This is a genomic window from Collinsella aerofaciens, assembly GCF_901212495.1.
Lineage (GTDB): Bacteria > Actinomycetota > Coriobacteriia > Coriobacteriales > Coriobacteriaceae > Collinsella > Collinsella aerofaciens_H.
In genome coordinates, this window is the sequence record NZ_CAAKNY010000031.1 from 33,198 (window position 1) to 53,352 (window position 20,155).

General features: G+C 59.7%; 17 protein-coding genes and 1 riboswitch. Of the genes, 11 read left to right on the plus strand and 6 right to left on the minus strand.

What is annotated here, in order from left to right; genetic code table 11:
• Positions 1-48 precede the first annotated feature (48 nt).
• The 4 genes from SFLMC1_RS03215 (at position 49) to SFLMC1_RS03230 (ending at position 3,445) form a co-directional block, all read left to right on the plus strand.
• Positions 49-744: a Bax inhibitor-1 family protein gene (locus SFLMC1_RS03215; RefSeq protein WP_152073995.1), complete on the plus strand. Its 696-nt coding sequence runs from the start codon at positions 49-51 to the stop codon at positions 742-744.
• Between the two features lie 141 nt (positions 745-885).
• On the plus strand, positions 886-2,019 hold the full coding sequence (locus SFLMC1_RS03220) for a TIGR02452 family protein (RefSeq protein ID WP_152073994.1): 1,134 nt from the start codon (positions 886-888) through the stop codon (positions 2,017-2,019).
• Between the two features lie 75 nt (positions 2,020-2,094).
• The gene (locus SFLMC1_RS03225; protein WP_152073993.1) at positions 2,095-2,754 is read left to right on the plus strand and encodes an SGNH/GDSL hydrolase family protein; all 660 of its coding nucleotides are present in this window, start codon (positions 2,095-2,097) and stop codon (positions 2,752-2,754) included.
• Positions 2,755-2,839: 85 nt separating this feature from the next.
• Positions 2,840-3,445 carry a pentapeptide repeat-containing protein gene (locus SFLMC1_RS03230; protein ID WP_226814242.1) on the plus strand — a complete coding sequence of 202 codons (606 nt, stop codon included), beginning with the start codon at positions 2,840-2,842 and terminating at the stop codon, positions 3,443-3,445.
• A gap of 388 nt (positions 3,446-3,833) precedes the next feature.
• On the opposite strand, the gene thiD is transcribed toward SFLMC1_RS03230, so the two are convergent.
• Positions 3,834-4,664: a bifunctional hydroxymethylpyrimidine kinase/phosphomethylpyrimidine kinase gene (gene thiD / locus SFLMC1_RS03235; RefSeq protein WP_152073992.1), complete on the minus strand. Its 831-nt coding sequence runs from the start codon at positions 4,662-4,664 to the stop codon at positions 3,834-3,836.
• A 182-nt stretch (positions 4,665-4,846) separates the two neighbouring features.
• A complete protein-coding gene (gene thiC, locus SFLMC1_RS03240) occupies positions 4,847-6,181 on the minus strand; it encodes a phosphomethylpyrimidine synthase ThiC (protein WP_152073991.1) in 1,335 nt (444 codons plus the stop codon).
• A riboswitch (TPP riboswitch) is annotated at positions 6,174-6,289 on the minus strand. Its footprint overlaps the gene before it by 8 nt.
• Before the next feature lie 63 nt (positions 6,290-6,352).
• On the opposite strand from thiC, the gene SFLMC1_RS03245 reads away from it, so the two are divergent.
• Positions 6,353-6,868, plus strand: coding sequence for a hypothetical protein (locus SFLMC1_RS03245; RefSeq protein ID WP_152073990.1), 516 nt, complete (start codon positions 6,353-6,355; stop codon positions 6,866-6,868).
• Positions 6,869-6,908: 40 nt separating this feature from the next.
• On the opposite strand, the gene SFLMC1_RS03250 is transcribed toward SFLMC1_RS03245, so the two are convergent.
• Both SFLMC1_RS03250 and SFLMC1_RS03255 read right to left on the minus strand, forming a co-directional pair.
• A complete protein-coding gene (locus tag SFLMC1_RS03250; RefSeq protein WP_152073989.1) occupies positions 6,909-7,718 on the minus strand; it encodes a YaaA family protein in 810 nt (269 codons plus the stop codon).
• A 101-nt stretch (positions 7,719-7,819) separates the two neighbouring features.
• Positions 7,820-9,217 (minus strand): aminopeptidase, encoded by a 1,398-nt coding sequence (locus SFLMC1_RS03255; RefSeq protein ID WP_152073988.1) that lies wholly within the window; start codon positions 9,215-9,217, stop codon positions 7,820-7,822.
• A gap of 166 nt (positions 9,218-9,383) precedes the next feature.
• Here SFLMC1_RS03255 and polA point away from each other — a divergent pair, with 166 nt between their 5' ends.
• On the plus strand, positions 9,384-12,134 hold the full coding sequence (polA, locus tag SFLMC1_RS03260) for a DNA polymerase I (protein ID WP_152073987.1): 2,751 nt from the start codon (positions 9,384-9,386) through the stop codon (positions 12,132-12,134).
• Between the two features lie 269 nt (positions 12,135-12,403).
• Here the strand turns inward: polA and SFLMC1_RS03265 are convergent, their stop codons facing one another.
• Positions 12,404-13,231 carry a Cof-type HAD-IIB family hydrolase gene (locus SFLMC1_RS03265; protein ID WP_152073986.1) on the minus strand — a complete coding sequence of 276 codons (828 nt, stop codon included), beginning with the start codon at positions 13,229-13,231 and terminating at the stop codon, positions 12,404-12,406.
• 555 nt (positions 13,232-13,786) lie between these two features.
• On the opposite strand from SFLMC1_RS03265, the gene SFLMC1_RS03270 reads away from it, so the two are divergent.
• From SFLMC1_RS03270 to ndk, 4 genes are all read left to right on the plus strand, one after another.
• On the plus strand, positions 13,787-15,013 hold the full coding sequence (locus tag SFLMC1_RS03270; protein ID WP_035138001.1) for an argininosuccinate synthase: 1,227 nt from the start codon (positions 13,787-13,789) through the stop codon (positions 15,011-15,013).
• Between the two features lie 235 nt (positions 15,014-15,248).
• Positions 15,249-15,419: a hypothetical protein gene (locus SFLMC1_RS03275; protein ID WP_156062830.1), complete on the plus strand. Its 171-nt coding sequence runs from the start codon at positions 15,249-15,251 to the stop codon at positions 15,417-15,419.
• Positions 15,420-15,537: 118 nt separating this feature from the next.
• Positions 15,538-16,968, plus strand: a complete 1,431-nt coding sequence (gene argH, locus SFLMC1_RS03280) for an argininosuccinate lyase (RefSeq protein WP_152073985.1) — start codon at positions 15,538-15,540, stop codon at positions 16,966-16,968.
• A gap of 382 nt (positions 16,969-17,350) precedes the next feature.
• Complete coding sequence (ndk, locus tag SFLMC1_RS03285; RefSeq protein WP_128620015.1) at positions 17,351-17,755, plus strand: nucleoside-diphosphate kinase; 405 nt, start codon at positions 17,351-17,353, stop codon at positions 17,753-17,755.
• A 180-nt stretch (positions 17,756-17,935) separates the two neighbouring features.
• Here ndk and rpiB read toward each other — a convergent pair whose 3' ends face one another.
• Positions 17,936-18,403, minus strand: a complete 468-nt coding sequence (gene rpiB / locus SFLMC1_RS03290; RefSeq protein ID WP_152073984.1) for a ribose 5-phosphate isomerase B — start codon at positions 18,401-18,403, stop codon at positions 17,936-17,938.
• A 272-nt stretch (positions 18,404-18,675) separates the two neighbouring features.
• On the opposite strand from rpiB, the gene SFLMC1_RS03295 reads away from it, so the two are divergent.
• Entirely contained in the window at positions 18,676-19,995 is a 1,320-nt protein-coding gene (locus SFLMC1_RS03295; protein ID WP_152073983.1) for a serine dehydratase subunit alpha family protein, read from the plus strand.
• Positions 19,996-20,155: the final 160 nt, after the last annotated feature.

A 20,155-nucleotide genomic window follows, 5' to 3' on the forward strand; every position in this document is an offset into this window, starting at 1 on the left:
AATCTTGTCACCTACGGCGCTGTCGTGCGCTTTTTGAAAGGACGAAGTATGAACGATATCCAGGGCTATCAGAACGGCCCCATCGAGACTGGCGCAGGTCGCGCCAAGGAGATGTCGCCGCGCGCGTACAATCTCGCCATGTCTGTCCTCATCTTCTTGGGCTTTTGCGCCATGGGCGCCGGTGCTTACTTTACGAGCACCATGGCGTTTGCTCGCATGATGATGAGCGGGGCCGCCCTGCCACTGGTCTTTGGCTCGTTTATTTTGACCATCGTCGGCATCGTCATGATGTCGGCTGCCGCCAGCAAACAGTCCGTGGGCTTGTCGCTCGTGGGTTACGTGATCTTTGCGAGCACCTTTGGCCTGACCGCGTCGTTTGGCCTTGCCAACTATGATCTGCCCACCATCAATACCGCTTTTATCGCCACCGCTGCCATTACCTTTGTCTTTGGCGCCTTGGGCGTGACGTTCCCCAAGTTTTTCCAGCGTGTGTATGGCATCGGCTTTGGTATTCTGCTTGCCACGATTCTGGTCGAGATTGTGCTGATGTTCATGGGCGTCTCGCAGACTATCACCGACCTGATCGTGATCGTGGTGTTCGCCGGGTTTATTGGCTACGACACCTATGTTGCCACGACGGTGTCGCCCACGCTGCCCAACGCCGTGCTCATGGCGTCCAACCTGTTCGTGGACATTATCAACGTGTTCCTGCGCATTCTGAACATCCTCGGTCGTCGCGATTAGCGTGGGGCATTGCGACGTTTCTTGTCGGATACGGTAAAACGATGCGAAAGGCGGTCCTGCGGGGCCGCCTTTTTTGTGCACGGCGGGGTATCATGGATGGGAAAAAGCCGATAGCGGCAGCGACAGGAAAGGTGGCCACGTATGGCAGATGTCGACAACAGGAACCGTAACCGCAGGTCCAACCGCGCGGGACAGCCCAATCCCAAGCGCGAGGCGCGCGCCAAGGCCGCCGAGCGCCATGTGGCGGCTGTGTCCGAGGCCTGCGCCAAGGACATCGAGCGTTCACTTGCCGGCGTGCGCGAGTTCGATGGTATGCCTGCCGGTTTTGTCGCGGCGATGAAGGCCAAGGCCCAAGCGGCTGCGGCTGCCGAGAAGTCGGTTGCCGAGGTTGTGGAGGCCGACGCTGCCGAGGTTGAGGCTGCCGAGGTGGAGACTGCGGTCGAGCCCGAGGTGGCACTCGAGTCCACCGAGTCGGCCGACGAGGCTGAGTCCGCGCCCGCGGAGGAGGCTGCTCCGGTCCTGCCCGAGGTCACTGTGCTTGATGCCTCCGCCACGCAGGCAATCCTCGATAACGGCCGCGGCTATGCGCAGTTCTGCGATATGGCCGTGCTTGCCTTTGCCTCGTTTACCAATCCGGGCGGCGGCTATATCCAGGGCTACCTGGGCCAGGAGCCGACGCTCTGCGCCGATTCGTACCTGTACAATGTGCTCGACAAGCAGCGAAAGTGGTACGGCGAGAACCGTCGCCGCAACATCAACTGCGAGCTGTACCGCAACCGTGCGTTGGTGGTGCCCGCGGTGCGCTTCGACCGCAACCACGTACATGCATACGCCGATGTGATCGTTGCCGCCGCGCCCAACGCCAAGCGTGCCCGCCAGGAGTACCGCGTGAGTGACGACGCCCTGTTGGATGCCCTGCGCGACCGTATCCGCTTTGTCCTTGCCATCTGCGACGAGCTTGGTCGCGAGAAGCTCGTGCTGGGTGCTTGGGGCTGCGAGAATAACGGGTTTGATGCCGAGGCCGTAGCCGAGCTCTTCCGCCAGGAGCTCGCGTCGGGTGACTTCAAGGTCAAACAGGTGTTCTTTGCCGTGCCTTCTACGCGCTGGGATGAGGACTTCGCCAAGTTTGATCATGTGTTGGCAAGCTTCCCCGAGCGTAATGAGGAGTCCTATGCTCAGGTTGCCGCCCGCGCCGCGGCCGCCCGTGCCGCCGAGCAGGCTCAGGCCGCTGCCGAGGACGATGAGGATGACGACGACTGGCGCAAATACCTGTAAACGGTGCGCGTGTTGCGACATGCCGAGCCGACGGGGGCTGCTCCCGTCGGCTTTTTATTGAGTGGGGAGCATACGATGAAAAACGTTCTGTGCTTTGGTGACAGCAATACCTATGGCTATGATCCGGCTGGTATGCGCGATGGCACCGCGGTGCGCTATGCGCAGGATGTGCGCTGGTGCGGCGTGGCGCAGCGTGACCTGGGCGCGGGCTGGCATGTGATTGAGGAGGGGCTCAACGGCCGCACGACGGTACGCGACGATATGTGCCATCTGGACACTAACCTCAACGGCATTCGCGCGCTTCCGATGCTGCTCGAGGCCCATAAGCCGCTGGACGCCATTGTGATCATGCTGGGCACCAACGACTGTAAGACGGTCTTTAACGTGACAGCTTCCGATATCGCCCGTGGCGCCATGGCGCTGATTCGCGCCGTCCGCGCGTTTCCGTGGACCGACGCTGCGCCCCGCCCGCGCATTCTGCTGATGGCTCCTATCAAGATCAAGCCGCAGATCGCCGATGTATATATGACCGATTTTGACAAGCATTCCGTTGAGGCCTCGGAGCATTTTGGCGAGTACTATGCGCATGTGGCCGAGCAGTTTGGCTGTGACTTTTTGAATGCCGCCGAGTTTGCCGAGCCGGGCGATATCGATTATCTGCACATGATGCCCGAAAGCCACGAGAGCCTGGGACATGCCGTGGCAGCCAAGCTCCAGGAGATGCTCGGTGAGTAGCGCGACCCCAAACCACCGCAAAGGGGACAGGCACCTTTGTGGTGGTTTTGCCCGCGTCAACGAGCGGATCGGTTGCCATATGGGCATGGATGAGCTCATTGACCTGTTTGCCGAGGGCGACGAACTTGTTTCAAACACCGCTTTTGAGGATATGGAGCTTGCTTATGACGTAGCGAATGGTGCGACGTTCGATGGCGTCGTGTTTCGATCCTGCGTGTTCGACGGTGTGGATTGGAGCGGCTCTACCTTCCACGACGTGCTGTTTCGCGGCTGCCGCTTTATCCGCTGCAATATGGAGGGCTGCTGGCTCAATCGCTGCGACTTTGTTGACTGCTCGGCGCCGGGACTCAACTTGCTCAAGGCACGCCTGTCGAGCGTGTCGTTTGCATCGTGCGATTTGAGCTATGCGAACCTCTCGGAAGGACGCATTGGGCCCCTGGCGGCGCGTGATACGCGTCTGACCGAGGCGGCACTTCAGGGTGCCAAGCTGGGGCAGCTGCGCCTGGACGGCTGCGAGCTAACGCGGCTCGATGTGTTCAAGACCCCGCTTTCCGGCGTGGATGTATCGCGCTGCACGTTTGCGGCGCCCATTATTTCGGGCGACTACCATGAGCTGCGTGGTCTGACGGTCAACGCCGAGCAGGCGCTGGCGTTGTCGGGTCTGCTGGGTATTCAACTTGCCGACGAATAAACGCGCCGGTCCTTTGCTCGACTGCTATCTAAAAATAAACCGTCGCAACATTCGATAATTTTTCGCGTTTGCGCGATTTTCATCGAATGTTGTGACGGTTTTTGGTGCAAAGTAATATGACCCTTTTGCACCACCTGTTTGTCTCGATCTGTAGCATCTAGGGTCGATTTTGCCGAGTTACTGTTACAGATTGAGATAAATAAAAGGGTGCTGATAAATAATCTCGATCTGTAACAGTTAGACCTAGAAATGGACTCAAACTGTTACAGATCGAGACATTTGTGGGAACCACCACAAAGGTGCCTAGCTCCTTTGTGGTGGTTTTGATGTTTGCCCAGATAAAACCTGCCAAAATAAACCTGTCCCTTTTTAGTAGGTCGCTGGTTATTTAATACTGCCACATATGGTTGACAGGGCCGGAGCCTTTGCCCATGTTCAGGCCGGCGGCGAGAGCGCCGGTTAGGTAGGCCTTGCCGGCGTTGACGGCGTCGGCAAGATTCATGCCCTGGGCCAGCGCGCAAGCGATGGCGGACGAAAGCGTGCAGCCGGTGCCGTGCGTGTTGCCGGTCTCGATGCGCTTGTGGCGAAACCACGTAGTGAGCGGATCGCCCAGGTGGTTGCCCTCGTCATCGAGGGGCGCGGGCTCGGCCAGCACGTCGTTGGCCTCGTTGACAAAATGGCCGCCCTTAACCAAGGCGGCGCAGCCAAAACGGCGGGTGAGGAGCATAGCGGCATTTTGTTGTGTGCGCTCGGAATCGACCTCGTAGTCGAGCAGCGCCATAGCCTCGGGAATGTTGGGGGTGATGACCGTTGCCAACGGGAACAGGCGGCGGGTGAGTGCCTCGGAGGCATCCTCGGCAATCAAGCGCGCGCCCGAGGTGGCGACCATGACGGGGTCGACGACGACGTTCGTTGCGTTCCAAGCGCTCAAGCGGTCGGCGATGACTTCGATAATCTCGACAGAGGAAACCATGCCGATTTTGACGGCGCTCGGGCGGATATCGTCAAAGACGGCGTCAATTTGCGCGGCTACGATATCTGGCGAGATATCCTGCACGGCGGTGACACCCAGGGTGTTTTGTGCCGTGATGGCAGTGATGACCGTCTCGGCATACAGGCGGTGCGCCGTGATGGTCTTGATGTCGGCCTGAATGCCGGCACCGCCGCTGGAATCGGATCCTGCGATGGATAGAACGGCAGGTACATTACTGCGATCCATGCTCACTCCCTTGTCCGATTGGATTCAAGTGGGTCTTTAAGCCTGCATTATAGAGACGCCCGGGCCAACTCTATGTCGGACCCGGGCGGGTGATGCAATCTTTACGCAAATGAAAGCAAATGTTCACACGTCAACAATCGACGAACGTTGCTGAGGGCCTGCGGCCGACCGTGGTGATAAGCCTAGTCCTCCATGCCAAGATCGATCGTCGTGCCCTCGAACACCTTGTTGACGGTACGGACGGCGCACATCTTGCCGCACATGGTGCAGGTGCCCTCGGTGGCGGCGGGGGACTCTTCGTAGCGCTTCTTACCGGTGACCGGGTCGAGAGCGCACTTCCACATGGCATCCCAGTCGAGTTTGCGGCGTGCCCGACCCATCTTGTCGTCCATGTCGCGGGCGTGCGGCACCTTCTTGGCGATATCGGCGGCGTGCGCGGCAATCTTAGTGGCCATGAGGCCGTCGAGCACATCCTGGGCGTTGGGCAGGCACAAGTGCTCGGCGGGCGTTACGTAGCACAGGAAGTCGGCGCCGGAGCTCGCGGAGATGGCGCCACCGATGGCGGCGGTGATGTGGTCGTAGCCCACGCCGATATCGGTCACCAGCGGTCCGAGCACATAGAACGGGGCGTTGTGGCACAGACGCTTCTGCAGTTTCATGTTGGCGGCGATCTCGTCGAGCGCCATGTGACCTGGGCCCTCGACCATGACCTGGACGCCGGCGGCCCAAGCGCGCTTGCACAGCTTGCCCAGTTCGATCATCTCGGCGGTCTCGGTGGCGTCGTTGGAGTCGTAGAGGCAGCCCGGGCGGCAGGAGTCGCCGAGCGAAATCGTCACGTCGTACTCGTGGCAAATCTCGAGCACCTCGTCGTAGAACTCGTAGAAGGGGTTTTCGTTGCCGGTGACCTCCATCCAGCCAAACAGCAGCGAGCCGCCGCGGCTGACGATGTTCATGAGGCGGCCGGTCTCCTTAAAGGTCTTGATGACCGACTTGTTGATGCCGCAGTGGATGGTCATAAAGTCCACACCGTCCTCGGCATGCGCGCGCACGACCTCGAGCAGGTCGTCCTTGGTGAGCTTGACCAGCGGCTTTTCCATGTAACCGATGGCGTCGTACATGGGGACGGTGCCCACCATGAGCGGTGTCTCGTCGATGAGCTGCTGGCGGAACTGGCGCGTCTTGCCCGAGTTGGAGAGGTCCATGATGGCGTCGGCACCGTAATCCTCGGCGATCTTGACCTTCTTCCATTCCTCGGCGGCATCGGCCTTGTCGCCCGAGATACCAAGATTGACGTTGACCTTGGTGGACAGGCCCTCACCGACACCAAAGGCGCGCATGCCCTTTTTGATATGCACGATGTTGGCGGGAATGGCGATGCGGCCGTCGGCCACGCGCTCGCGGATGTACTCGGGGTCGCGATGCTCGCGCTCGGCGACCTCCTTCATCTGCGGTGTGATCTGCCCGGCGCGGGCGAAGTCGATTTGCGTGACGAGCGTGGGCTCGGTCTGTGTGCTCATTGGCACGGCTCCCTTCGTTGGCATTACCCATATCAGGTTTGCGGGTCAGGGCGGGCGCGCCCAATCTCAGCCTGCCGTCCTGTCCTGCAAGCTCCCCGTTTATGTCATGGGCTCAAGTATAGCCTGAATGGGTACGATTGGGCCAACGAGCGTGCCTGTGGGGAGGCGTACATGGAAGACAAGCATCTATATCGAGAGACGCAACGGGATGTATCGGCCGAGGGTGGCCGTGCACACCATGGGTTGGTCGCGATTGGCTTTGCGGCGCTTGCCGTGCTGGTGATTGCCTTTTGTATTTGGACGTTTGGCGGTCAAGGCGGCGCTGCTTGGGAGTTCGAGGCTGATGATAGCCTACCGATTATGGCGATGAAGGTCTCTGGCGGCAACACGGTGGCAGCTCCCGGCGATTATTGGTATCCGTGCGATGAGTTTGTGCAGTTGCAGCTGAGCGGTGGTTCCATTCCTGGTGAAGAGATCGAGCGCGTGACCTTCGATGCGTCGCTTAAGACGCTGTCGGTCGCGCTCAAAGATCAAGGGGATGTGCCCACGACGATGGATATCGCGCTGACAGAATGGCGCCTGGAGCCCCCGTCGGGCGTCAAGGTGTCCGAGGTGGAGCATGTCAAGATTACCTATCAGGACGGCTCGACAAATGAAATTGCCAAAGCCGACGGCTTGGCGGAATAGACGCCGTGCCTAGGCAGCACATTCAAAAGTCGCGGTGGCCCTACAAGGCCTGTTCGTTCAGGAAGACCATAGTGTTTTTATTTGAAAGCTCGGGAAAGTGACGATAACCAACGTCGAACGCGGTGAGCCCGCTTACATCCTCGAGCTTGTTTTCTGCCATCCAGCGTACCATGGAGCCGCGCGCCTTTTTGCTGGCGGTCGAGCGCTGGATGGGCTTGCCGTTGCGGACGCCTTCGCCAAAGAGACATGTGACGACCTTGGCATCGGTGGTGAGGCAGGGCAGAACGGCTTTGGCGTATTCCACGCTGGCGAGGTTGACGATCGTGGCGTTGGAGCCTGCCGGAGCGATGGCCCGTGCGAGCTTGTCGCCCCAAAACGCGTAGAGGTCTCGGGTATCGTCGACGGCAAGCTTCGCGCCCATCTCCAGCCGATACGGTTCAACGGCATGAAAGGGGCGTACGCATCCGTAGAGTCCCGAGAGGATCCACAGATGGTCTTGCAGCCATGCGAGCTGCGCGGAATCCATCACCTCGGGCGCCATGCTCTGGTATTGAATGCCGTGGTAGGACATGACGGCGGGGGAGATTCGACGCGCGATATCGGGATCGGCGAGGTCGGTATCGCTCAGGACGGGCATAAATTTGTGAAGCGTATCCAGGCACGCTGTAAGCAGCCTGTCGCTCACGTTCCAAAGGGTCTGAAGACCTGCCGCGCCATCCTCGTGTTCGATGTCCAGCAGTGCCTGATGGAGCCGGGCCGTCTGATGTGCAAAAGGCGGTATGCCCCAAACGTCAAAGGCATCTTGAGCTGTCCGCATCTGTTTGGCGGGCGAAATGACGACCTGTAGCACGGAATTCTCCTCCCGCTAAAAAAGTTGCGGTGGAATGCGGTCTGTTTTGGCCGTGTATGGGCCAGTTTAGTCCGTCTTTCACCGCAAGTTACGAGGGTTGGTTAGGCGCGCTCGAGGAAGGCCTTGTAGCCTCGATATGCCTCGTAGATGTCGGCCTTGTTGGCGACCTCCCACAGGGCGTGCATGGACAGGACGGCAACGCCGGAGTCGATGACGTTCATGCCGTACTTGGCCATGATGTAGGCGATGGTGCCGCCGCCGCCCGCGTTGACGCGACCGAGCTCGCAGGTCTGGAAGTCCACGCCGGCCTCGTCCATGATGTCGCGGACAAGCGCCATGTACTCGGCATCGGCGTCGTTGGAACCGCCCTTGCCGCGGCTGCCCGTGTACTTGTTAAAGCACAGGCCGCGACCCATGAAGGCGGCGTTCTTGGTCTCGAACTTGCTGGCGTAGCCCGGGTCGAAGCCGGCGGACACATCGGAGGAAAGCATGCGGCTGCGGGCGAGCGCGCGGCGCAGGGCCAGCGGGCTATCCTCGCCGGCGAGCGCCATGATCTCGGCGACCGTGTTCTCGAAGAAGCGGCTCGTCATGCCGGTGGCACCCACGGAACCGATCTCCTCCTTGTCGACGATGAGTGTGATGCTCGTGCGCTCCACGTTGGCGACATTGATCTGGGCGAGCATGGACGGATAGGCGCAGACACGGTCGTCGTGGCCATAGCCCAGAATCATGGAGCGGTCGAGGCCCATGTCGCGGGCCGGGCCGGCGGGCACGACCTCGATCTCGGCGGAGAGGAAGTCCTCCTCCTCGACGTCATACTGCTCCTTGAGGATATCCAGGAACATCTGCTTGACGGGCTCCTTGGGAGCATCCTTGTCGTCCTCGTCGAACTTGACGGGACGGCCGCCCACGATCACGTCGAGGATCTCGGCGTCGACGGCGTCCTTGGCGGGCTTGGCCATCTGCTCGCTCGAGAGGTGAATCAGCAGGTCGGAGATGGTAAAGACCGGGTCGTCGGCCTTGTCACCGATGTTGATGTCGACGGTGGCGCCGTCCTTTTTGCAGATGACGCCTACGAGTGCGAGCGGGGAAGCGACCCAGTGGTAGCTCTTGACGCCGCCATAGTAGTGCGTGTCGAGATAAGCCATGTCGCCGGCCTCGAAGGCGGGGTTCTGCTTAAGGTCCAGGCGCGGCGAGTCCACGTGGGCGCCCAGGATGTTAAAGCCCTGCTCGAGCGGGGCGGTGCCCAGGTTGACGAGCATAAGGTCCTTGCCGTGATTTGCGGCGTACACCTTGTCGCCGGCCTTGAGCGCGCGGCCCTCGGCGATCACGTTCTCCAGATTGACGTAGCCCGCCTCCTCGGCCATCTTAATACCGGTCTTGACGCACAGGCGTTCAGTCTTGTTCTCGCTCAAAAACTGCTTATAGCTGCGGCAAAGCTCCTCGAGCTCCTCGATCTGCTGTGACGTGTACTTTTTCCATGCGCAGGGACGCTCCATGACGCAGGCTCCTTTCGGATCGATCGTGCTGGTTGATGTACCGTGAGCCATCGTATCACGCGCGGGCCCGCGGCGGCAGGGAAGCCTGATGTGCGGTGGCCGTGGGGCGGGGAGCGTGTAAACTGGTGTGAGCAAACCGTGCCCAGCCCAAAGCGAGGTAATCAATATGTCTGACAAGCGCCGTACCTTTGCCGTCCTCGACGGCAACTCGCTCATGCACCGCGCCTTCCACGCCGTGCCGCCCACCATGAACGCGCCGGACGGTCGTCCCACCAACGCGATCTTTGGCTTTTTGAATATGTTCCTCAAGATGATTGACGCCTTTAATCCCGACGGCGTTGTTGTGGCGTTTGACAAGGGCAAGCCGCGCGTGCGCATGGAGATGCTGCCACAGTACAAGGCCCAGCGCCCGCCCATGGACCCCGATCTGCACGCACAGTTTCCCATGATTAAGGAGCTGCTCGCCGCGCTCAACGTGCCGATTTTGCAGTCCGAGGGCTGGGAGGGCGATGACATCCTGGGCACTCTGGCGCGCCTGGGCGAGCAGGCCGGCTGTGACATGCTGCTGGTGACCGGCGACCGCGACATGTATCAGCTCGTGACCGAGCATGTCAACGTGGTCTCGACCCGCAAGGGCCTGTCCGACGTGGCGATTATGACGCCCGAGAGCGTGGACGATCTGTATCACGGCATCACGCCGGCGCTCGTGCCCGACTTTTATGGTCTGAAGGGCGATACGTCCGATAACATCCCTGGTGTGCCGGGCATCGGTCCCAAGAAGGCGAGTGCGCTTATTGCACAGTACGGCAGTCTGGACGAGGTCATCGCACACGCCGACGAAGTAAAGGGCAAGATGGGCGAAAACCTGCGCGCACACATCGATGACGCGCTGCTGAGCCGTAAGGTGGCGACCATCCGCACCGATGCGCCCGTTGAGCTCGATTTTGAGGCGACGTCCTTCCCGGCGTTTTCTTCCGACGTGGTTTCCGCGGCGCTGGGTACGCTTGGTATCACCGCCATGCAGAACCGTTTTATGGCACTGATCGGCGGCGAGGGCGGGGCTGCTGTCGCCTCCCATGTGTTTGAGATGCCTGCGATGGTTCGCGCAGCCGCCGGCGATGCTGACGCGCTTGGTGCCGTTGCGGCTGAGGTCTCCCACGCGATTGATGCCGGCGAGTGGATCGCCGCCGTGGTGGACGACGACAAGGAAGAGGGCGCGCTCTTTGGACTGACGCGCACACTGTGGTTGGCGACGTCCAAGGGCCTGTTCGCGCTCGAGGAGGGCGACGGCGGTGTGGCGGCTGAGGTTGAGGGCTTCAACTTCGTCCACGGCGTGATTGCCGGCGTGCTCGCGCGTCTGTTTATGGAGGGTCGCGTGGCGAGCCCGGATATGAAGGCGCTGTTGCACGAGCTGTCGCCCATCGATTCTTCTGAGCCCGAGCTCATGGATCCGCTCGCTGCCGATTCCACGCGCATCTTCGATACCGTGGTCGCTGCCTATCTGCTGGATTCCGATCGCTCCGAGTTCGATGAGGCGTATCTTGCCGATACGTATCTGCAGATGGCGCTGCCTGCGGTGCGCGGCGCAGAGGGTGCTGGTGAGGACGCTCCGGCGCCTGCTGCCCGTACCGCGGCCCTGACGTTGGCACTTGTGGCGCCGCTGCGCGACCGCATGGCCCGCGAGAACGCCGCCAACGTGTTCGATGGGATTGAGATGCCACTCGTGCCGGTGCTTGCCAAGATGGAGCGCGCGGGCATGCTTGTAGACCCCGACCGTCTGCATAGTCTGTCCGAGGGCCTGGCGACCCAGATTTCCGAGGTCGAGCGCAGCATTCGCGATCTGGTGGGTGACGAGACCTTTAACATCGGCAGTCCCATGCAGCTCTCGCATGTGCTGTTTGACGTTATGGGGCTTCCGACCAAGGGTCTCAAAAAGACCAAGCGCGGCTACTATTCGACCAACGCCAAGGTGCTGAGCGATCTTGCCCGCGACCACGAGATCGTGCGCCTGATCTTGGACTGGCGTGAAAAGTCCAAGATCAAGTCGACCTATCTGGATACGCTGGGCCCGCTGCGCCGCGGTGACGGTCGCGTGCACACCACGTACAACCAGACCATCACGGCAACGGGGCGTCTGTCCTCGAGCGACCCGAACCTGCAGAACATCCCGACGCGCTCGGAGCTGGGGCGTACCGTCAAGACGGCGTTCTCGGCGGGCGAGGGCAGCGTCTTTTTGGCGGTGGACTACTCGCAGATCGAGCTGCGCCTGCTGGCGCATCTCTCGGGTGACGAGCACCTGGTGCGCGCCTTTAACGAGGGCGAGGACTTCCATGCCGAGACGGCAGCGCGTGTGTTTGGCGTGCCGGTGTCCGAGGTGACGCCCGACCTGCGCAGTCGCGCCAAGGCCGTGAACTTTGGCATCGTGTACGGCCAGCAGGCCTATGGCCTGTCGCAGTCGCTGCACATCTCGATGGCCGAGGCGCGCGACATGATCGACCGCTACTACGATGCCTATCCGGGCGTGCGCACGTTCCTCGACAACGTGGTGGCGCGTGCTAAGCAGACGGGCTACGCCGAGACCATGTATGGCCGCCGTCGCCATATTCCCGAGCTCAAGGCCAAAAACCCACAGCTCCGCGGCTTTGGCGAGCGTACAGCCATGAACCATCCCATGCAGGGCACCGCAGCCGACATCATCAAGATCGCCATGGCCCGCGTAAGTCGCCGCCTGGAAGAAGAGGGCTTTGCCGCCCACATGATCCTACAGGTTCACGACGAACTGGACTTTGAGTGTCCCGTCGGCGAAGTCGAGCACCTCACCGCCATGGTCCGCGACGTCATGGAACACGTCGTAGACCTGCGCGTGCCGTTAATCGCCGAAGCCAGCACGGGCGTGACCTGGGCAGACGCGAAATAGGAAAGCAACCACAGTTCCAAAGTAACCAAAAACAGAAGGACGCCCCTCATCAACAAGGAGCGTCCTTCGTTCAATTAAATTCAGCCAAAGTATCTAGGCGCCAAGACGCCATCCAGACGGCAAGCAAGTCAACGTCGCCATGCCCGGGGCCGGCCGTTTGATTTTTGTAGATTCCGCACGAGCCGAAGAGCACTTAATGTGCTCTTCGAGCGAGCCCAGGACCTGACCGAGCAAAAATCAAACGGCCGGCCCCGGGCATGGCGGCGAGTTTAACGAGCCGCCAAGATGGCGTCGATGAGTGTCAGTACGCCCCCGTCGTTGTTGCTCGGAATGCGCCACTTAGCATGCGCGTTCATATGCTCCTCGGCATTGTCCACGATAAAGCTATGCCCGACGCGCTCAAGCATGGGAATATCGTTGTAGGTGTCACCCACGGCGGCGGCATCGGCGATATCAATGCCGAGCTGCTCGCACAGGTGCGCGACGCCGGCGCCCTTGTCGACGCCCAGGTTCATAAAGTCGATCCACTCGCGCCCGGCGTTGGTGACGTAGAGCTTGTCCGAGAACTCGGGGCTATAGGTCTCGCGGAATGCGGGCTCGGCGTCATAGGCGGGGAAGAAGATCGAGATCTTGTTGGACGCGATATCAATGCCCTCAAAGCTGTCGACGTAGTTGATCGTGTTGTAGTACACGCTGATCTCGTCGTGGTATTGATGGTCGCGGGCAAGCACGTAGAACTCGTCGAAGCAGCACAGGACGGGGACCGCGCGAGAATCCTCCGAGGCGCGGCTCAAGACCTGCTGATACAGCGCCACATCGATGTTGCTCTTATAGATATAGTTGCCGCGATAGATGACGCAGGCTCCGTTGTCGGGACAAAAAGCAAGGCGGTTCTTAAAGCTCTCGAACATTTCCTCGAGTCTGGGGGCGGGACGTCCACTGGCGGGGCAGAACACGATGCCGGCGTCGGCGAGCTTGTCCAGGCGCTCGTCAAGACCCTGGGGCAACACGCGCTCGTCGGTGAGCAGCGTCTTGTCCATGTCGACGGCGATGAGTTTAATCTTGCCGATGTTAGCGTCTGATTCGTAAGTCTGCATAAAATGCGCCTTTCCGTTTCCAGATTGTTTCGGGCGTAATGACCCTCTGCCATGTAATCGAGCGTATTTTCGCAGGAATGGTGCGTATTTGCACAGTAATTCACAAACTAATGAAAAAACTTTTCAGAAATTTGAATTTGTCGCTTGTACAGCGAGCACTTTATCGTAATATAGCGAACATCGAAAACGGAGATGGCGAAAGAACCGCTTACCGAAGAAAAGGTACCGTTTGCGATATTCGAATTGCGCCCGGCGATACGTGAAAGGAGAGGCAGATGCAGTTCGTACAGATCATCACCACTGCAGACAATGCCATCCGACGTCAGCGCGCAATATCCCGACGACGATAACAATCGTCTCTGTCCGCATGGGGCGTAACGCCTCAACAGAGTCATTTTGAGGTCGTCGGGTTTTAGCACGATATAGACGCATGTTTCTAGGGCATGTATGTGCTGATTTTTGCTATTTAACCTGATATTGCACGATAAGTGACCTTGAAATGACTTGCACCTGACCGATGTTCTAACTAGCTACCAAGGGCGAAAGGAAACAGCCATGAGCAAGGAAAAAGTCGTTCTCGCATATTCCGGTGGTCTTGATACATCCGTATGTGTCAAGTGGCTCCAGGACGAAAAGAATCTCGATGTCGTTTGTGTCTGCGGCAACGTGGGCCAGGAGGAGACCGGCCTGGATGCCAAGAAGCAGAAGGCCCTCGACCTGGGCGTTCTGGATTGCCAGGTGCTCGACCTGCGCGACGAGTTCTCCGATGAGTTCCTGACTAAGGCCATCGCCGCCAACTCCATGTACGAGAACAAGTACCCGCTACTCTCCGCCCTGTCCCGCCCGTTGCTCGCCAAGAAGCTTGTCGAGGTCGCTCACGAGTTTGGCGCGACCTACGTCGCCCACGGCTGCACCGGCAAGGGTAACGACCAGGTTCGTTTTGAGGCTGCCGTCAAGGCCCTCGACCCCGAGCTTAAGGTTATCGCCCCGGTTCGCGAGTGGGATCTGAAGTGCCGTCCCGACGAGGTCGCCTATGCCCACGCTCACAACGTGCCGGTTCCCGAAGGCGCCAACGACAACCCCTATTCCATCGACGACAACCTATGGGGTCGTGCCATTGAGTGCGGCCACCTGGAGGATCCCTGGAACGAGCCGCTCGACGACGCCTGGGTTATGACCAAGAATCCCGAGGACACGCCCGACACCCCGACGTATACCGAGATTGAGTTTGAGGCGGGCAAGCCCGTCGCCGTCGACGGCAAGAAGATGAAGCTCTCCGAGATCGTCATCGCCCTCAACAAGATTTCGGGTGACAACGGCTTTGGCCGTCTCGACCTGGTTGAGGACCGTCTGGTGGGCCTCAAGAGCCGCGAGTGCTATGAGGTTCCCGGCGCCCTGACGCTCATCACCGCCCACAAGGCACTCGAGGATATCTGCGTCGAGGGCGACCTGCTCAAGACCAAGATTAAGCTCGAGCAGGATTGGGCCACCGCCGTGTACAACGGCCAGTGGTATAGCCCGCTCAAAAACGCGCTCGATGCCTTTATGGCCGACACCCAGAAGTTCGTGACCGGCACCGTCCGTCTGAAGTTCTTTAAGGGCAACTGCCATGTTGTCGGCCGCAAGAGCCCCTTCAGCCTTTACGACTACGGTCTGGCCACCTACGACCGTGACACCACGTTTGACGAGAAGGCCAGCGCCGGTTTTATCGAGATCGATACGCTGTCGCTCAAGACGTGGGCTAAGGTCCAGGGTCCCAGCTCTGCTGCCGCTCAGGCTTAAGGCTTCCTTTTCTTGGTATCCGCGCGGCCCATCCGCGTGATACATAACGGGCGCACGGGGTCCCTACCTTTCGTTATGCTTGCTGACACTTCTTAACATCGGTGGCCCCTACGTTCCGCCCGCATATATGATGCCGCGACTGCGGCTGAGTCCGAGCCCCGCCGGGGTTGTCCGGTGGGGCTCTTTCTATCAATTTGGCGGCTCTGCGCCTATATATATCTGAGGAGTATCCATTATGTTCAATGCTATCGCGAATGCTTTGCTCTCCCTCGCGCCCGAGTTCGATGCTGCAAAGGTCGAGGAGGTCCCGGTGAGCCTGAAGGCATGGATTGACGGCTCGGCGAGCAACGGCTGGCGGGAGTCGATGGGCGCCAAGTGCCTGGTGCGTCACTTCTTTGCAAATTAGCTACACGGCCCCGCACGCAGCGGGGATTGTGCAAAACTAGCGGTTGGTAAATCGCTTTAGCGACATGGCGCATTTCATTGGGCGCTGGGTTTGGTATTTGATGAAAGGGGACGATTCCATGGCTCTTTGGGGCGGTCGTTTTGAGGCAGGAGTGGCCGAGGTCACGCAGGAGTTTGGCGCGTCGTTGCCGGTCGACAAACATCTCTATAAGCAGGATATCGCCGGCTCTAAGGCGCATGCCAAGATGCTGGCCGCCCAGGGCATCATCAGTGTCGAGGACGAGCAGGCGATTGCCGAGGGCCTGACCGAAATCGAGCAGGATATCGATGCCGGCAACTTCTGCTTCGATATCAACGACGAGGATATCCATATGTCTATCGAGAGCGAGCTGACGCGTCGCATCGGCGAGGCTGGCAAGCGCTTGCATACCGGACGTTCGCGCAACGACCAGGTGGCGACCGACACGCGCTTGGGCGTCAAGGCACTGGCCAAGGAGCTCATGGAGGCCAATCTTGAGCTGCGTCATGTACTGGTGGATGCGGCCAAGAAGTACGACAAGGTGATTCTGCCGGGCTATACCCACATGCAGCATGCTCAGCCCGTGCTGCTGTCGCATCATCTGCTGGCGTATTCCTGGATGTTCGCGCGCGACTTTACGCGCCTGAAGGCCGCCTTTGATGCCGCTGACAACTGCCCGCTGGGTGCTGCCGCGCTTGCCGGTACGAGCTATCCGCTCGATCGCCAGATGACGGCTGCCGAACTTGGCTTTGCGGGCGTGATTCCCAACTCGCTCGATGCGGTTTCCGACCGTGATTTCCTGCTCGATCTGCATTACGCCGGCTCCGTCATGGCGATGCATCTGTCGCGTCTTTCCGAGGAAATCGTGCTGTGGTCGAGCTCCGAATTTGGCTTTATCACGCTTTCCGACTCCTACTCCACCGGCTCGTCCATCATGCCGCAGAAGAAGAATCCCGATTTTGCTGAGCTCATCCGCGGTAAGAGCGGCCGAGTCTATGGCAACCTGGTGCAGCTGCTCGTGACCATGAAGGGCTTGCCGCTCGCTTATAACAAGGACTTGCAGGAGGACAAGGAGGGCGCGCTCGATACCGCCCATACGCTCATGCAGTGCCTGTCCGTTATGGCCGGAATGATTTCGACCTGGACCGTCAACGAGGATGCCATGGCGCGCGAGTGCGGCGTGGGGCACCTTGCCGCCACCGATGTTGCCGATTACCTGGCTAAGCGTGGTCTGCCGTTCCGCGAGGCACATGCCGTGGTGGGGCATCTGGTCTTGATGTGCGAGAAGCGCGGCTGCAATCTTGAGGACCTGCCGTTTGAGGTGTTCCAGGAGGCAAGCCCGCTCTTTGAGCGTGACATTACCGAGGCTCTCGACATTCCGTCGATTGTCGCTGCGCGCACGACCGAGGGCGGTACCGCCCCTGCCGCCGTTGCCGTGCAGCTGCAGCGCGCCGAGGCGCAACTCGTTGCCGACGAAGGTGTGTTTGGGTCGCTAACCAGGGTCGTTGAGATGGGACACGGGGCAAAGTAAGGTTTTGGCTGTAGCGGCTTTGGCCATGTATTGATAAATCGTTTTGTTTTTGCGGGCGTCTGCTGTTGCGGGCGCCCGTATTTTGTTGCTATGGGGGGGGCTTGTCAAGAACTTCTGTAGGACCTTTGGGCGGGTTGTGAAGGGAGTACGTCCACGGGCGGCAACCGACCGTCCTCTCGGTTCGATGCGGATGATGCTCGGTCGGATGGTACTCTAATCGGACTTTTAAACATAAGTGACACATATGGAACGCTTTAATAAATTGTAGCGTTTCAAAAAACAGCTTTTTGTTTAACTGCAGCTAAAACTCTGTTACGATGCAGTCCAGGCGGGTGCCGGAATGGGACTTGAGCACGCGCGAACCTACTTGAAAGGCTACCTTATGGCTATCGAGAAGACCTTCATCATGATTAAGCCCGACGCTGTACGCGACCGTAAGATCGGCCAGATCGTTGCCCGCATTGAGCGCAGCGGCCTTGTCATCGAGCGCATGGAGATGACCACGCTCGAGCGTGCTACCGCCGAGGAGCACTACGCCCATCTGGCCGACAAGCCCTTCTTTGGCGGTCTGTGTGACTTTATGACGAGCGGTCCGGTCGTCAAGATGGTCGTTTCCGGTTCTTCCGCTGTTGCTAAGATGCGCACCCTTATGGGCGCTACCAATCCGCTCGACGCTGCCCCTGGCACCATCCGCGGCGACTTTGCGGTCGATGTCAACGCCAACGTGATCCACGGCTCCGACTGCCTGGAGAACGCCGAGATCGAGATCAAGCGTTTCTTTGGCTAAACCAGCTTTGACTCCTTAAAGCTGTTAGCGTGTGGCTTGGGCGCCGCGGAACTCCATCCGCGGCGCTCTTTTTGTTATATACCAGTAGATTTCTAGGCATGTCCCAAAAATCTACAAAGGTGCCCGCCCGGATGTGTGTTCCGAGCGGGCACCTTGCTGTGAGCTTTTTCGCTAAGTAGTTTAGGCCTCGTCGACGACCTTGAGTCCGCGGGTCTGGTCGATCTCGTTGAGGAGATTTACGCGACGCTCGTGGCGACCGCCCTCAAACTCGGCGTCGAGCCACTCGTCGACAATCATCTTGGCGAGTTCGGAACCCACGACGCGGGCACCAAAGGCGAGCACGTTGGTGTTATTGTGCATGCGCGAGAGCTTGGCGCTGAAGGGCTCGGAGCACACGACGGCGCGAACGCCCTCGACCTTGTTGGCGGCAAGACTGATCCCGACGCCGGTGCCGCAGATCAGGATGCCCAGATCGACGTCGCCGTTGGCTACTGCCTTGCCCACCTTGTAGCCGGCGATGGGGTAATCGAAGCTCTCGGAGGTGTCGGTTCCAAAGTTCACGACCTCATAGCCACGCTCCTTCAGGTGCTCGGAGATGATGTTCTTGAGCTCGACGGCGGCGTGGTCGTTACCGATACCGATCTTCATGGATGGTTCCTCTCTGGTCCGTGCGGCGGAATTGCTAAAGGTTTACCGCGTTCGACTGCATGATAGCGCGACTTTTGTGTAAACGTTCGGGCGTTTTTTTGGTCAAACGCTTTAGCTTGCAACAAGCCTATCTTCTCATGAACGAATGCCGTTACTTTGCGCTTGAACACCGTCCGCCGGAACTTGGGTTGCGGTTTTTGATGCATTGTTATCAAATTAATAGAGCTAATTGCTATCGAGAGCCCAGTCCGTTATACAAGCAGGAGATACCTATGCCTACCGATTCCATTCGCGATGCTACTTTTTGCGATGTCTTGAACCGCGAGCTTGTCTGTGCGCTCGGCTGCACCGAGCCTATTGCCGTTGCCTATGCAGCGGCGCTGACGAGCCAGACGCTCGGTTGCGAACCTGATCATATGGATGTTTCCTGCTCGGGCAATATCATCAAGAACGTTAAGAGTGTGACCGTGCCTAACTCGGGCGGTATGCACGGTATTGAGGCCGCGGCCGTGCTGGGTGCCGTGGGCGGCGACGCCAAGAGCGCGCTCGAGGTGCTCGAGAGCGTTAACGACGAAGATCGTGCTCGCGTGGCCGAGCTCCTCGCCGATGCCGGTTACTGCGATGTGTCGCTTGTCGAGGGTGTGCCCAATCTGTATATCAAAGTAACCGCGACCGCCGGCGGACATACCGCGGTCGTCGAGATTACCGACCACCACACCAATGTCACGTGCCATACGCTTGACGGTATTCCGGTATGCGGCAAGTCGGCGGGGGAGTGTGCCGCCTGCGCCGAGCGCGTCGTGGCCGAGCGTGCGACAGGTAGCGCCGACGCGCCCATGTCGATCGAGTCCATCATCGACTTCATCGAGGACGGCGACATCGATGGCGCCCGCGCTGCCGTTGAGCGTCAGATTGAGCTGAACGGTGCGATCAGTGCCGAGGGCCTCGCGCACGCTTGGGGCGCCGAGGTGGGCCGTACGCTGCTGGGCGCTCGTGCCGATGACGTTGCCTGTCGTGCCCGTGCCCGTGCAGCCGCCGGGTCTGACGCTCGCATGAACGGCTGTGCTTTGCCGGTCGTCATTGTGTGCGGCTCGGGCAATCAGGGCATTACCTGTGCCTTGCCCGTTATGGAGTATGCCGAGTACCTGCGCTGCGACCACGAGCGCCTGGTGCGCGCCGTGATGCTGTCCGATCTTATCGCCGTGCATATCAAGAGCTATATCGGTGCGCTCTCGGCGTTTTGCGGTGCTATTTGCGCCGCGTGCGGCGCCGGCGCCGCGATTACCTGGCTGTGCGGTGGCACGCGCGAGCAGATTGGCGCGACGGTTTCGAACACGCTCGGCAACGTGGGCGGCATCGTGTGCGATGGCGCCAAGGCAAGCTGTGCCGCCAAGATTTCCGCTGCCGTCGATGCGGCGATTCTGGGCCACGATATGGCCATGCAGGGTCGCGGCTTCCGTGCCGGTGAGGGCCTAATCCAGGATACCGTCGAACAGACGATCGCCAGCATGGGCTATGTGGGCCGCGTGGGTATGAAGGATACCGACATCGAGATTCTCAACATTATGATCGGCAAAACCCAGGTTTGCTAGTTGCGCGGTTTTGCCAAACCGCGTAACCAGTTGCCGCTGCAAACGCCCCTAAGCGGCAATCTGCCTTTCAACTTCGGCGGCATGACCAGAAGGTCAATGCCGCCTCGTTTCAGGGCACCTTGCTCGCTCTGGCGGGTTTTCGCTGTCGTTGCCAAAACAT

Excerpts from the sequence above, each read along its gene's own strand:
- SFLMC1_RS03215 (WP_152073995.1), top strand. The coding sequence starts at position 49 with ATGAACGATATCCAGGGCTATCAGAACGGCCCCATCGAGACTGGCGCA.
- SFLMC1_RS03220 (WP_152073994.1), top strand. The coding sequence starts at position 886 with ATGGCAGATGTCGACAACAGGAACCGTAACCGCAGGTCCAACCGCGCG.
- SFLMC1_RS03225 (WP_152073993.1), top strand. The coding sequence starts at position 2,095 with ATGAAAAACGTTCTGTGCTTTGGTGACAGCAATACCTATGGCTATGAT.
- SFLMC1_RS03230 (WP_226814242.1), top strand. The coding sequence starts at position 2,840 with ATGGATGAGCTCATTGACCTGTTTGCCGAGGGCGACGAACTTGTTTCA.
- thiD (WP_152073992.1), bottom strand. The coding sequence starts at position 4,664 with ATGGATCGCAGTAATGTACCTGCCGTTCTATCCATCGCAGGATCCGAT.
- thiC (WP_152073991.1), bottom strand. The coding sequence starts at position 6,181 with ATGAGCACACAGACCGAGCCCACGCTCGTCACGCAAATCGACTTCGCC.
- SFLMC1_RS03245 (WP_152073990.1), top strand. The coding sequence starts at position 6,353 with ATGGAAGACAAGCATCTATATCGAGAGACGCAACGGGATGTATCGGCC.
- SFLMC1_RS03255 (WP_152073988.1), bottom strand. The coding sequence starts at position 9,217 with ATGGAGCGTCCCTGCGCATGGAAAAAGTACACGTCACAGCAGATCGAG.
- polA (WP_152073987.1), top strand. The coding sequence starts at position 9,384 with ATGTCTGACAAGCGCCGTACCTTTGCCGTCCTCGACGGCAACTCGCTC.
- SFLMC1_RS03265 (WP_152073986.1), bottom strand. The coding sequence starts at position 13,231 with ATGCAGACTTACGAATCAGACGCTAACATCGGCAAGATTAAACTCATC.
- SFLMC1_RS03270 (WP_035138001.1), top strand. The coding sequence starts at position 13,787 with ATGAGCAAGGAAAAAGTCGTTCTCGCATATTCCGGTGGTCTTGATACA.
- SFLMC1_RS03275 (WP_156062830.1), top strand. The coding sequence starts at position 15,249 with ATGTTCAATGCTATCGCGAATGCTTTGCTCTCCCTCGCGCCCGAGTTC.
- argH (WP_152073985.1), top strand. The coding sequence starts at position 15,538 with ATGGCTCTTTGGGGCGGTCGTTTTGAGGCAGGAGTGGCCGAGGTCACG.
- ndk (WP_128620015.1), top strand. The coding sequence starts at position 17,351 with ATGGCTATCGAGAAGACCTTCATCATGATTAAGCCCGACGCTGTACGC.
- rpiB (WP_152073984.1), bottom strand. The coding sequence starts at position 18,403 with ATGAAGATCGGTATCGGTAACGACCACGCCGCCGTCGAGCTCAAGAAC.
- SFLMC1_RS03295 (WP_152073983.1), top strand. The coding sequence starts at position 18,676 with ATGCCTACCGATTCCATTCGCGATGCTACTTTTTGCGATGTCTTGAAC.